Source organism: Azonexus sp. GW821-FHT04F04 (assembly GCF_059420025.1).
The window spans coordinates 167,582-180,534 of record NZ_JBWKSX010000005.1; the positions used below are offsets into that span (position 1 = coordinate 167,582).

A 12,953-nucleotide genomic window follows, 5' to 3' on the forward strand; every position below is an offset into this window, starting at 1 on the left:
CCATATTTTTTGCCGAACGGCTCTTGAAAGTCGGGAAAGCACCCCCAGATAGCTTGCAGATTTTTGGGAGATCCATGCATGTCGAACACTGAAAACAGTCAGGAACCAATGCTGGGCAGCGAACCTGCCATTGAAGCGCCTGCAGCCGAGCCAACCGTCGAAGAACACACCGACACACTGCCGAGCATCGAGGAGCAGTTCCGCGCTCTCGAATTGCTGGCCGCCGAACACCACGATGCCTGGCTGCGCGCCAAGGCCGAGGGTGAGAATATTCGCCGCCGTGCACAGGAAGACATTTCCAAGGCGCACAAGTTCGCCGTCGAGCGTTTTGCCGGCGAACTGCTGGCCGTCAAGGACAGTCTGGAGGCCGCACTGGCCGTGCCGGAACAGACCGTGGAGAGCTTCAAGGCCGGCGTCGAACTGACGCTGAAGCAACTGGTTGCCGCCTTTGAAAAGAACGCTCTCAACGAAGTCAGCCCGACTGGGGAGAAGTTCGATCCGCACAAGCATCAGGCCATCGGCATGGTCGATTCGGAGCAGGAGCCGAACACCGTCGTCACCGTGCTGCAAAAGGGCTACACCATCGCCGACCGCGTGCTGCGTCCGGCCCTGGTCATGGTCGCCAAGGGCAAATAACACATTTCATTTTTGGGCGATTTTTCCGGTTGACCGTGGAAGGCCACTAAAGCGGCTTGAAATCGCCGGCAAAGTCCCCAACTCACGAACATCAGTCATTTATCTTTAAGGAACGAATCATGGGCAAGATCATCGGTATTGACCTCGGCACCACCAACAGCTGCGTCGCCATCATGGAAGGCGGCCAGCCGAAGGTTATCGAAAACGCAGAAGGCGCGCGCACCACGCCGTCCATCATCGGCTACACCGAAGATGGCGAGATTCTGTGCGGTGCCCCGGCCAAGCGCCAGGCCGTGACCAACCCGAAGAACACGCTGTACGCCGTCAAGCGCCTGATCGGCCGCCGCTTCGAAGAGAAGGAAGTGCAGAAGGACATCGCCCTGATGCCCTTCAAGATCGTCAAGGCCGACAACGGCGACGCCTGGGTTGAAGCGCGCGACAAGAAAATCGCCCCGCCGCAGGTTTCAGCTGAAGTGCTGCGCAAGATGAAGAAGACCGCCGAAGATTACCTCGGCGAAGAAGTCACCGAAGCCGTCATCACCGTCCCGGCCTACTTCAACGACAGCCAGCGCCAGGCGACCAAGGACGCCGGCCGCATCGCCGGTCTGGAAGTCAAGCGCATCATCAACGAGCCGACCGCTGCTGCTCTCGCCTTCGGCATGGACAAGACCAGCAAGAACGACCGCAAGATCGCCGTTTATGACCTCGGTGGCGGCACCTTCGACATCTCGATCATCGAAATCGCCAATGTCGACGGCGAAACCCAGTTTGAAGTTCTGGCCACCAACGGCGACACCTTCCTTGGCGGCGAAGACTTCGACCAGCGCCTGATCGACTACATCATCGACGAATTCAAGAAAGAATCCGGCGTCAACCTCAAGGCTGACGTGCTGGCCCTGCAGCGCCTGAAAGAAGCCGCTGAAAAGGCCAAGATCGAGCTGTCCTCCAGCCAGCAGACCGAAATCAACCTGCCCTATATCACCGCTGACGCTTCCGGTCCGAAGCACCTGGCACTGAAGGTTACCCGTGCCAAGTTCGAATCGCTGGTCGATGAACTGGTCGAGCGTACCGTTGCGCCTTGCGTCATGGCCCTCAAGGATGCCGGCTGCAAGATCTCCGACATCGACGACATCATCCTGGTCGGCGGCCAGTCGCGCATGCCCAAGGTTCAGGAAAAAGTTAAGGAAATTTTCGGCAAGGAACCGCGCAAGGACGTCAATCCTGACGAAGCCGTTGCTGTCGGCGCAGCCATCCAGGGCGGCGTGCTGCAGGGCGAAGTCAAGGACGTGCTGCTCCTCGACGTCACCCCGCTGTCGCTCGGTATCGAAACCCTGGGCGGCATCATGACCAAGCTGATCCAGAAGAACACGACGATCCCGACCAAGGCTTCGCAAGTCTTCTCGACCGCCGACGACAGCCAGTCCGCCGTGACCATCCACGTGCTGCAGGGTGAGCGCGAAGTGGCTTCCGGTAACAAGAGCCTCGGCCAGTTCAACCTCGAAGGCATCCCGCCGGCTCCGCGTGGCACGCCGCAGATCGAAGTCATTTTCGACATCGACGCCAACGGCATCATGCACGTCACGGCCAAGGACAAGGCCACCGGCAAGGAAAACAAGATCACCATCAAGGCCAACTCGGGCTTGAGCGAAGCGGAAATCCAGGCCATGGTCAAGGATGCCGAGCTGCACGCCGAGGACGACAAGAAGGCGCACGAATTGGCCGATGCCCGCAACCAGGCCGACGGCATGGTGCACATGGTCAAGAAGTCGATGACCGAGTACGGCGACAAGCTCGACGCGGCCGAAAAAGCCAGCATCGAAGCCGCCATCAAGGATGTCGAGGATGTGCTGCGCGACGGCGACAAGGAAACCATCACCGCCAAGACCGAAGCCCTGTCGGCAGCGGCCCAGAAACTGGGTGAAAAAATGTACGCCCAGCAACAGGCCGAAGGCGCTGCCGCCGGTGCGGCTGGTCAGCAGGCAGAAGCCGGTGAAAAGACCGTTGAAGGCGATGTCGTCGATGCCGAATTCACCGAAGTGAACAAGGACAAGAAGTAATTCCTGGCCCCACAGCCCGGCGCCGAGCCTTCCGGAAATCTCCGGCGGCGCTCGGCGCCTTTGTCACTTGACGGGTAGAAGAAATGTCAAAACGCGATTTTTACGAAATTCTTGGCGTCAATCGCGACGCCTCCGATGAAGAAATAAAGAAGGCCTACCGCAAACTGGCCATGAAGCATCACCCCGACCGCAATCCGGACAATCCGGCGGCCGAGGAGAAGTTCAAGGAAGCCAAGGAAGCCTACGAAATCCTGTCGGATAGCCGGAAACGCTCGGCCTACGACCAGTATGGCCATGCCGGGCTTGACCAGCAGGCCGGCATGGGCGGTGGCGGTGGCGCCGGCTTTGCCGATGCCTTCGGCGGCATCTTCGACGAAATCTTCGGCGGTCGCGGCGGCGGTGGCGGTGGTGGTCGCTCGAACATCTATCGCGGCGCCGACCTGCGCTACAACCTCGAAATCACGCTCGAACAGGCTGCCCACGGCACGGAAACCAAGATTCGCATTCCGACCATGGAAGTCTGCGAGCCCTGCAACGGCTCCGGCGCCAAGCCCGGCACTCAGCCGAAGACCTGCCCGACCTGCGGCGGATCCGGCCAGGTGCGCCTGCAACAAGGCTTCTTCTCGATCCAGCAGACCTGTCACAAGTGCCACGGCACCGGCCGCTTCATTGCCGAACCATGCAAGCATTGCGACGGCGCCGGCCGCGTCAAGCAACACAAGACGCTGGCCGTCAAGATTCCAGCCGGGGTCGATGAAGGCGATCGCATCAGGCTTTCGGGCGAAGGCGAGCATGGCGTCAATGGCGGCCCGCCGGGTGATCTGTACGTGCAGATTCACCTCAAGCAGCACGCCGTGTTCACCCGCGACCACAACGACCTGCATTGCGAGATGCCGATTTCCTTCACCGCCGCCGCGCTCGGCGGCGAGATCGAAATCCCGACGCTGGACGGCGCCGCAGCCATCAAGATTCCGGCCGAAACCCAGTCCGGACGGGTCTTCCGCCTGCGCGGCAAGGGCATCAAGGGGGTGCGCAGCCACACCCATGGTGACCTGATGTGCCACGTCGTCGTCGAAACGCCGGTCAACCTGACCGAGCGCCAGAAGGAGCTGCTGCGCGAACTGGAAGAGTCCAGTCGCGACAACAGCGGCAAACACAATCCACGCTCCAAGTCGTGGATGGATAAAGTTAAGGACTTTTTTGCTGAGTAACGCCTTAACTTTGCAGCGCAGGCTGACCTGCCTTGCAGGTTAAGGCACGAAGTGCCGGTCGAAGCTACAAGGTCAAGGATTTCTTCGCCGAATAACGCCAGACAGTGCACCACAGCCCCGGTGTTCCCGAATTTTCGGGACCCCGGGGCTGTTTCATTTTTGGCCTTTTTTCCCGGTTGACCGTGGCATCGAACAAATTGCCGAAAGTCCAGCCAACCCTGTTCCCGGTAATATCCCCGACTGTTAGAATCGATTGATCAATCAAGGGGGAGATAAAACAATGCGAGTCCTCAAACGACTGGCCGCTGTTGGTGCAATTGCCTTTTCCACGATGTGCTGGGCCGACCCCGGCGTCACCGACACGACGATCACGCTCGGCATGTCAGCTCCCTTGTCCGGACCGAATGGCGCCTATGGGCTGGACATGCGGCAAACGATCAGTGCCTATTTCGAGCAGGTCAACAAGGCCGGCGGCATCAATGGTCGCAAACTCGAATTGATCGCCCTCGACGACGGTTACGAAACCGAACGCGCGGTCGCCAACACCAAGACGCTGATCAAGGAAAAAAATGTCTTCGCGCTGCTCGCCTACTACGGCTCGAGCCCGACGACCGAAACCATGAACACCGTCTTCGGTCCGGCCAAGGTGCCGCTGGTCGGCACCATTTCCGGCGCCGCCACCCTGCGTGAGTCGCTCGCCACCAATCCCAATGCGCGCTACATGTTCAACGTCCGCGCCAGCTACGCCGACGAAGCCGAGGTCATCGTCAACCAGATGGTCTCGCTCGGCCTCAAGAATATCGCCGTCTTCTACCAGAACGATGGTTTCGGCAAATCCGGTCTGGATGGCGTCACCGCTGCCCTCAAAAAACATAACCTGGCTCCGTCTTCCGTCGGCACCGTCGAACGCAACTCGGTAGACGTTACCAAGGCCGTCGAAGCGATCGCCAAGACGACGCCGCAAGCGGTGGTCATGGTCACCCTGTACAAGCCGACCGCCGCCTTCGTCAAGGCCATGAAAAAACTTGGCCAGCACCCGATGCTGATGACCTTGTCGCCGGTTGGCGCCGAACTGCTCGTCCAGGAACTCGGCCCCGACTCCCGCGGCATCGGTGTTTCGCAGGTTGTTCCCTATCCGTGGAACGACGTCGTACCGGTCGTCCGCGACTATCACAAGCTGTCCAGCAAGGGCGCCTATTCCTATTACGGCATGGAAGGCTACCTGATGGCGAAGACCATGATCGAAGGCCTCAAGCGGGCCGGCAAGGATCTCAGCCGCGAAAAGCTGGTGGCCTCGCTGGAAAGCATGAGCGGAGCCGACCTCGGCGGCTACCGCATCAACTACGGCCCGAACACCCGTCTGGGCTCGCGCTTTGTCGAACTGACGGTCATTGGGCAAGGTGGCAAGATCCTGAAATAAGACCTTGCAGTAGCCCAAATGAAAACGGCCCGATTCAGGGCCGTTTTCATTTGGGCTACTGCTCGGACAAGTCAGGCCCGACGCCAGGTCGTTCCCTGCGGACTATCATCCAGCGCGATACCCGCCGCCTTCAGTTCATCGCGAATACGATCCGACTCGGCAAAATTCCTGGCCTTCTTGGCCGCCGCCCGATCGGCAATCATCTGCTCGATAGCCGCCTCATCGAGGCCGCCAGCCGCCCCACCGCCCTGCAGATAAGCCATCGGCTCGCGCTCGAGCAGGCCGATTACGGCGCCCAGCGCCTTGAGCAAGCCGGACAATTCGCCACTCTTCTGGCGATTGGCCTCAGCAGCCAATTCGAAGAGCACTGAAATGGCGCCATGCGAATCGAAATCCTCGTTGAGCGCAGCGGCAAAACGGGCTGCAAAATCGTTGTTCCAGTCGATGTCGACCGCCACCGCCGGCACGTCGCGCAAGGTGAAATACAGGCTGTCCAGACTGCGCTTGGCATCGTCGAGATGAGCATCGGAATAATTCAGCGGACTGCGGTAGTGAGCGCGCAGGATGAAGAAGCGGACGACTTCGGCATCGAACTGCTCAAGCACGGTACGAATCGTGAAGAAATTGCCAAGCGACTTCGACATTTTTTCGTTGTCGACGCGAACGAAGCCGTTGTGCATCCAGTAATTGACGAAGGAACACTGGTGCGCACCTTCGGACTGGGCGATCTCGTTTTCATGATGCGGGAACTGCAAATCCTGCCCACCGCCGTGGATGTCGAAATGGTTGCCGAGCAGTTTCGAACTCATGGCCGAACACTCGATGTGCCAACCCGGACGACCTTCGCCCCACGGCGACTCCCAAGCCGGCTCACCGGGTTTGGCATGCTTCCAGAGCACGAAATCGAGCGGATCCTGCTTGGCCGAATCGACCTCAACACGCTCGCCGGCCCGCAGATCGTCAAGCGACTTGCCGGACAGCTTGCCGTAGCCCGGGAACTTGCGCACCGCGTAATTCACGTCGCCATCCGTTGCCTGGTAAGCGAGGCCGGTCGCCTCGAGCTTGCCGATCAAATCAAGCATTTCCGGCACGTACTCGGTCGCCCGCGGCTCGAAGTCAGGACGCTGAACACCCAGCGCATCGGCATCTTCGTGCATGAAGGCGATGAAACGGTTGGTCAGTTGCTGGATCGTCTCGCCATTCTCGATGGCCCGCTTGATGATCTTGTCGTCGATGTCGGTAATGTTGCGGACATAGGTCACGTCGTAACCGCTTGCCTTGAGCCAGCGATAAACCATGTCGAAGACAACCATGACCCGGGCATGGCCAAGGTGGCAATAATCATAGACCGTCATGCCACAGACATACATGCGAACCTTGTTCGCTTCGATCGGGGTAAAAACCTGTTTTTCGCGCTTGAGTGAGTTGTATATCTTGAGCATGCGGGGAGGGAACCGGGCTTGGCCGGCTTGCTAATCCCTATGGAATCACCGGCATTTTTGGTAGAATCGGAAGATTGTATAACCTCGAAAAGTATAGCATAGCGATGACCTCTATTTCCCTGCTCCAGCCCCGTTTTCAGAAGCTCAAGACGTTGCGTGCAATGGCGATTGGCCTGGCCATCAGCTTCGCCGTACCCGCTTTCGCCGACAACCTGCCGGAAGTCCAGCGCCTGATCAAGCAGGGCCAGTACCCGCAAGCCCTCGAGAAAGTCGATGCCTACCTGAGCAGCCGCCCGAAAGACGCCCAGGGTCGGTTCCTGAAAGGCCTGATCTATACCGAGATGAACAAGCCGGCCGACGCCATCAGCGTCTTCACCAAGCTTTCCGAGGATTACCCGGAACTGCCGGAACCCTATAACAACCTGGCCGTGCTCTACGCCCAGCAAAAGCAGTACGACAAGGCCCGCACGGCGCTCGAAATGGCCATAAGGACTCACCCGTCCTACGCCATCGCCTACGAAAACCTCGGCGACGTTTACGCCAAGCTGGCCAGCCAGGCCTATGACAAAGCCCTGCAACTGGATAACTCCAATTCGACAACGCAGAACAAGCTGGCCCTGATCCGCGACCTGATCACCACCTCCGGCAAGGGCAACGTCAAGCCACAACCGGCTCCCGTTGCCGCCGCTCCGGTTGTTCCTGCCGCACCGGTTGCCGCCGCTGTCGCCAAGCCTGCCGTTGCAGCAGTGGCACCTACCGCAACCATCGTCACGTCGACGCCGGGTGCTGCCTCAGCCTCACCAGCCAGCAAGCCGACAGCGATCGCCGCAGCGCCCGCTCCGGCCGCAGCCGTAGCAACGCCGGCACCAGCTGCTGCGCCGACCCCGGCCCCCGCCAAGGCCATCGCCGGCAGCGAAGATGTCGTCAAGGCCATGAACGCCTGGGCCGATGCCTGGTCACGCAAGGACATGCGCGCCTACCTCGGCGCCTATGCGCATGAGTTCAACACGCCAAAGGGCATGAGCCGCAAGGCCTGGGAACAGGAACGCGAACAGCGCATCGCCGGCAAGGGCGGCAAGATCTCGGTTTCCTTCGATACGCCGCAAGTCACGATCAATGGCGACAAGGCCACCGCCAAGTTCCGCCAGCACTACAAGGCAACCGGTCTGAGCAGCTCGACGACCAAGACGCTGGTCTTCGTCCGGGCCGGTAGCAAGTGGTTGATCAAGGAAGAAAACGCACGGTGAAATTAGGCCGTAAATTAGTTCTGTCCGGACTGGCGGTCGCCCTGGCCGCCGGTGCAGCAGCCCGGCTTAAAGACAAGCCGGCGACCACCCCTGTCACCATCAATGAACTCTCGGCGATTGCCTTGGCGCGCACAACGCCGGACGCATCCAGCCAGAGATCGTCCCTGCCCCTGATCGTTTCCGACTCCGGTCCGGAAGAAGCATTGACGCGCATTTTTGCCGAAATCGAGGGCAATCGCCTGAGCAACGCGCTCCAGCTAACCGAAAACCTGCTACGTCAGCACCCGAACTACCGGCTGGCCCACCTGATCAAGGGCGACCTGTTGCTGGCCCGCAAGCAACCGATCAACACATTTGGCGCCCTGAACGACGCCCCGGCCGACAAGGTCGCCGACCTGCGCGCCGAAGCCATCGCCCGCCTCGCCGCCTATCGCGAAAAACCACCGGCTGATTTCGTGCCGCGCTACCTGCTGCAGATGCAGCCGGACCAACGCTTCGCCATCGTCGTCGACACCAAGCGCTCGCGCCTCTACCTCTACGAAAACGATCTCAAGAACGGTGGTCAGCCGCGCTTCGTCGCCGACTACTACGTCACCCAGGGCAAGCTGGGCGCCGAAAAACTCGCCGAGGGCGACAAGAAAACCCCGGTCGGCGTTTATCACGTCACAGCCAACCTGCCCCGCCAGAAGCTGGCCGACCTCTACGGCAACGGGGCTTTCCCGCTCAATTACCCCAACGAATGGGACAAGCGCCAGGGCCGCGGCGGTAGCGGCATCTGGCTGCACGGTACACCGTCCGACACCTTCGCCCGGCCGCCACGCGCTTCCGACGGTTGTGTCGTACTGACCAACCAGGATCTCGACGTCGTCGCCAAGAACCTGCAGGTCGGCCTGACGCCGGTGATCATCAGCAACTCGGTCGAGTGGCTGTCGCTCGACGACTGGGCAAAAGAGCGCAGCGAGTTGAACAACTCGATAGACAGCTGGCGCGCTGACTGGGAAAGCCGCGATACCGAGCGCTACCTGACGCATTATTCAAAGCGTTTCAAAGCCGGCGAGCAGGATTTCGCCGAGTTTTCCGCCCAGAAAAAGCAGGTCAATGCCGGCAAGGAATGGATCAAGCTCAAGATCGACAATCTCTCCGTATTCCGCAATCCGGGCAAGGAAGAAGTCGTCGTCGTGACTTTCGACCAGGATTACCGCAGCAACAACCTCAACAACCAGATGAAGAAGCGCCAATACTGGCTGCGTGAAGGCGACCAGTGGAAAATCATTTACGAAGGAAGTGCATGATGTTGAAAAAAGTTTCCGCCCTCGCCGCCGGCCTGTTTGTCTCTCTCGCCGTTTGGGCCGCCCCGGCCGTCGAAATAACGACCAATCTGGGTAAATTCACGCTTGAACTGTTCCCCGACAAAGCCCCGAAAACGGTCGAAATGTTCCTCTACAACGCCAAGCACGGCTTCTACGAGGCAACTATTTTCCACCGCGTCATCGATGGTTTCATGATCCAGGGCGGCGGTTTCAGCATGGCCATGGAAGAGAAGAAGGTGCTGACCCCGGCTTTGAAGAACGAAGCGACCAATGGCCTGGCCAATGAGCGCGGCACGGTGGCCATGGCCCGCACCGGAGACCCGCATTCGGCGCGCGTCCAGTTCTTCGTCAATCTCAAGAACAACGATTTCCTCAATCACAAGACCACCGGCGACCCGCGCGGCTGGGGCTATGCCGTCTTCGGCAAGGTCACCCAGGGCATGGATGTCGTCGACAAGATTGCCAAGGTGCCAACCGGCAACGCTGGCTATTACGAAAACGTTCCGACGACCCCGGTTGTCATCCAGAACGTCAAAATCATCTCCGACAAATAAGGATCCCCAATGTCCAAAATCAAGCTCACCACCAACCACGGCGACATCACGCTCGAACTCAACGCCGAGAAGGCCCCGAAGACCGTTGCCAACTTCATCGCCTACGTTGAAGCCGGCCACTACAACGGCACCATCTTCCACCGCGTCATCAAGAATTTCATGATCCAGGGTGGTGGCATGGAGCCGGGCATGGGCCAGAAGGCCTGCCAGGCCCCGATTGAGAACGAGGCCGCCAATGGCCTCAAGAACAAGCGCGGTACCGTCGCCATGGCGCGCACCAACGACCCGCATTCGGCCACCGCCCAGTTCTTCATCAACACCGTCGACAACGATTTCCTCGATTTCAAGTCGCCGTCCGGCCAGGGCTGGGGCTACTGCGTGTTTGGCGAAGTCGTCGAAGGCCTTGATGTCGTCGACAAGATCCGCGCCGTCAAGACCGGCAACAAGGGCTTCCATCAGGACGTCCCGGCAGAAGACGTGATCATCGAGAAGGCCGAGATCGTTTGATCTTCTTCATCTCTGATCTGCACCTGTCGCCCCGGTCACCCGGGGCGACTCGTTTGTTCCTGAGCTTTCTGGCCGGCCGCGCCCGCCAGGCCGAAGCGCTGTACATCCTCGGCGACCTGTTCGAAGTCTGGGTCGGCGACGATATCGACGACCCCTACGCCGCACAGATCACGGCCGCCCTGCGCGCCGCCAGCGATGCCGGGCTGAAAATCTGCTTCATGCACGGCAACCGCGATTTCGCCATCGGCGAGCAATTCACCGCGGCCGCCGGCATGACCCTGCTGCCCGACCCTTATTTGCTGGTCCTGCCCGAGTGGTCCTTCGTGCTCTCGCACGGCGACGCCCTGTGCCTCGACGACCACGCCTACATGGCCTATCGGGCCAAGGTGCGCGACCCGGAATGGCAGCGGAAGATGCGCGCCAAGCCACGTTTCCTGCGCAGCCTGCTCGGCCGCTACATCCGCTGGCGCAGCGCCCGCCGCAAACGCGACCACGCCTACGTCTACGCCGACCTCAACGGTCCGGCTACCGACGACTTCCTGCGCGACCACGGCTATTGCACCTTCATCCACGGCCACACGCACCGGCCGGAAAAGCACGACCACATCGTCGATGGCATCCATGTCGAGCGCTGGGTGCTTTCCGACTGGCACGAAGAGCGTGCCGAAGCACTGGTCTGGGATGGCGAGCAATTGAGCCGCGAAACCATCCAGTGAGCATTTCGATTTTGACCCAAATTTCCGGTTGACCGTGGGAACCACTTCCGCCCTCGCCATCCTGCGCGACGTCTTCGGCTATCCGGCCTTTCGCGGTGCCCAGGCCGAGATCATCGACCACATCGGCAACGGCGGCGACGCGCTCGTCCTCATGCCGACCGGCGGCGGCAAGAGCCTGTGCTACCAGATTCCCGCCCTGCTCCGTCCCGGCTGCGCCATTGTCGTTTCGCCGCTCATCGCGCTCATGCAGGACCAGGTCGATGCCCTGACCCAGCTTGGCGTCAAGGCCGCCTGCCTCAATTCGACGCTGGACTGGCGCGAGGCCCAGGCCATCGAGCAGCAGATGTTCGCCGGCCAGATCGACCTCGTGTACATCGCCCCGGAACGCCTGCTCATCGACCGCACGCTGTCAATGATCGACGCCCTCTACGAAGCTGGCAAGCTCGCCCTGTTCGCCATCGACGAGGCGCACTGCGTCTCGCAATGGGGCCACGATTTCCGGCCGGAATACCTGCAGCTGTCGACGCTGCACGAACGCTATCCAAACGTCCCGCGCATCGCCCTGACCGCCACCGCCGACAAGGCAACGCAGAACGAAATGCTGGTCCGCCTCGGCCTGACCGAAGCGCGTGTTTTCCTGTCCAGCTTCGACCGCCCGAATATCCGCTACACCGTCGTCGAGAAGGACAACGCCAAGAAGCAGTTGCTCGGTTTCCTGGCCGGGCGCAAGGGCCAGGCCGGCATCGTCTATTGCCTGTCGCGCAAGAAGGTTGAGGAGACGGCCGAATGGCTGTCGGCCCAAGGCTACCCGGCGCTGCCCTACCACGCCGGCCTGCCCGCCCCGACACGCGCCGCCAACCAGCGCCGCTTCCTGCGCGAAGAAGGCCTGGTCATGTGCGCCACCATCGCCTTCGGCATGGGCATCGACAAGCCGGACGTCCGTTTCGTCGCTCACCTCGACCTGCCGAAAAGCATCGAAGCCTATTATCAGGAAACCGGCCGCGCCGGCCGCGATGGCGAACCAGCCGAAGCGTGGATGGCCTACGGCATGCAGGACGTCGCCTTGCAGCATGCGCGCATTGCCGAATCGGGCGCCGGCGAAGGCCAGAAGATTCTCGAATCGCAACGCCTGACTGCCCTGCTCTCCTACTGCGAAGCACCGCGTTGCCGGCGTCAGGTCCTGCTCAATTATTTCGCCGAAGAACGCGAGCCCTGCGGCAACTGCGACGTCTGCATCGAGCCTCCGGAACTATGGGACGGCACGCTGGCGGCGCAAAAGGCGTTATCGGCCATCTTCCGCACCGGCATGCGTTTCGGCGTCACGCACCTGACCGACGTGCTGCGCGGCAAGGCGACCGAAAAGATCAAGCAGTGGCACCACGACCAGCTGCCGACTTTCGGCGTTGGCGCCGACCTCGACGACCACGGCTGGAAGAGCGTCTTCCGGCAGTTGGCGGCGGCCGGACTGGTTCATGTCGACATGGCCGAACACGGCGCGCTGCAACTGACCGACGCCGCCCGCGAAGTACTCAAGGGCCAGCGCCAGGTGCAACTGCGCCGGCCGGCCAAGCGCAAGGCCAGCTTATCGTCTTCGCGCAGCAGCACGGTCGTCCATAGCGAACTGTCGTCGGCCGACGAGCTACTGTTCCAGCTGCTTCGCAGCTGGCGCAGCGATACGGCGAAGGAGCAAGCCGTGCCGGCCTACGTCATCCTGCACGACAAGACCCTGCGCGAACTGGCCGAAGTCCGCCCGACCAGCCACGGCATGCTGGCCGGCATCACCGGCATGGGCAGCGCCAAGATCGAGCACTACGGCGCCGAGTTGCTCGACCTGATCCGCAACGAGGGCTGAT

At 60.9% G+C, this 12,953-nt stretch carries 11 protein-coding genes; 10 read left to right on the forward strand and 1 reads right to left on the reverse strand.

All coding sequences use genetic code 11. From position 1 onward, the window contains the following. The first annotated feature begins 78 nt into the window (after positions 1 to 78). The 4 genes from grpE to AC07TV_RS12165 all read left to right on the forward strand — a co-directional run bounded on the left by grpE (position 79) and on the right by AC07TV_RS12165 (position 5,324). On the forward strand, positions 79 to 636 hold the full coding sequence (grpE, locus tag AC07TV_RS12150) for a nucleotide exchange factor GrpE (RefSeq protein ID WP_494648618.1): 558 nt from the start codon (positions 79 to 81) through the stop codon (positions 634 to 636). 119 nt (positions 637 to 755) lie between these two features. Then, positions 756 to 2,693: a molecular chaperone DnaK gene (dnaK, locus tag AC07TV_RS12155; RefSeq protein ID WP_494648619.1), complete on the forward strand. Its 1,938-nt coding sequence runs from the start codon at positions 756 to 758 to the stop codon at positions 2,691 to 2,693. Positions 2,694 to 2,776: 83 nt separating this feature from the next. After that, positions 2,777 to 3,904 carry a molecular chaperone DnaJ gene (gene dnaJ, locus AC07TV_RS12160; RefSeq protein WP_494648620.1) on the forward strand — a complete coding sequence of 376 codons (1,128 nt, stop codon included), beginning with the start codon at positions 2,777 to 2,779 and terminating at the stop codon, positions 3,902 to 3,904. Positions 3,905 to 4,184: 280 nt separating this feature from the next. Next, entirely contained in the window at positions 4,185 to 5,324 is a 1,140-nt protein-coding gene (locus AC07TV_RS12165) for an ABC transporter substrate-binding protein (protein WP_494648621.1), read from the forward strand. A 71-nt stretch (positions 5,325 to 5,395) separates the two neighbouring features. Here the strand turns inward: AC07TV_RS12165 and cysS are convergent, their stop codons facing one another. Further along, on the reverse strand, positions 5,396 to 6,766 hold the full coding sequence (gene cysS, locus AC07TV_RS12170; protein ID WP_494648622.1) for a cysteine--tRNA ligase: 1,371 nt from the start codon (positions 6,764 to 6,766) through the stop codon (positions 5,396 to 5,398). A 104-nt stretch (positions 6,767 to 6,870) separates the two neighbouring features. Here cysS and AC07TV_RS12175 point away from each other — a divergent pair, with 104 nt between their 5' ends. From AC07TV_RS12175 to recQ, 6 genes are read left to right on the forward strand one after another with little or no spacing between them, the layout of a single operon-like run. Beyond that, positions 6,871 to 8,013 (forward strand): nuclear transport factor 2 family protein, encoded by a 1,143-nt coding sequence (locus tag AC07TV_RS12175; protein WP_494648623.1) that lies wholly within the window; start codon positions 6,871 to 6,873, stop codon positions 8,011 to 8,013. After that, complete coding sequence (locus AC07TV_RS12180; RefSeq protein ID WP_494648624.1) at positions 8,010 to 9,305, forward strand: L,D-transpeptidase family protein; 1,296 nt, start codon at positions 8,010 to 8,012, stop codon at positions 9,303 to 9,305. Before AC07TV_RS12175 ends, AC07TV_RS12180 begins: the two co-directional genes overlap by 4 nt. Further along, a complete protein-coding gene (locus AC07TV_RS12185) occupies positions 9,305 to 9,877 on the forward strand; it encodes a peptidylprolyl isomerase (RefSeq protein WP_494648739.1) in 573 nt (190 codons plus the stop codon). The genes AC07TV_RS12180 and AC07TV_RS12185 overlap by 1 nt, the downstream gene beginning before the upstream one ends. Positions 9,878 to 9,886: 9 nt before the next feature. Further along, positions 9,887 to 10,384 carry a peptidylprolyl isomerase gene (locus AC07TV_RS12190; RefSeq protein ID WP_226404141.1) on the forward strand — a complete coding sequence of 166 codons (498 nt, stop codon included), beginning with the start codon at positions 9,887 to 9,889 and terminating at the stop codon, positions 10,382 to 10,384. Then, positions 10,381 to 11,100: a UDP-2,3-diacylglucosamine diphosphatase gene (locus tag AC07TV_RS12195; protein ID WP_494648625.1), complete on the forward strand. Its 720-nt coding sequence runs from the start codon at positions 10,381 to 10,383 to the stop codon at positions 11,098 to 11,100. The genes AC07TV_RS12190 and AC07TV_RS12195 overlap by 4 nt, the downstream gene beginning before the upstream one ends. A gap of 34 nt (positions 11,101 to 11,134) precedes the next feature. Then, positions 11,135 to 12,952, forward strand: a complete 1,818-nt coding sequence (recQ, locus tag AC07TV_RS12200) for a DNA helicase RecQ (RefSeq protein WP_494648626.1) — start codon at positions 11,135 to 11,137, stop codon at positions 12,950 to 12,952. Position 12,953: the final 1 nt, after the last annotated feature.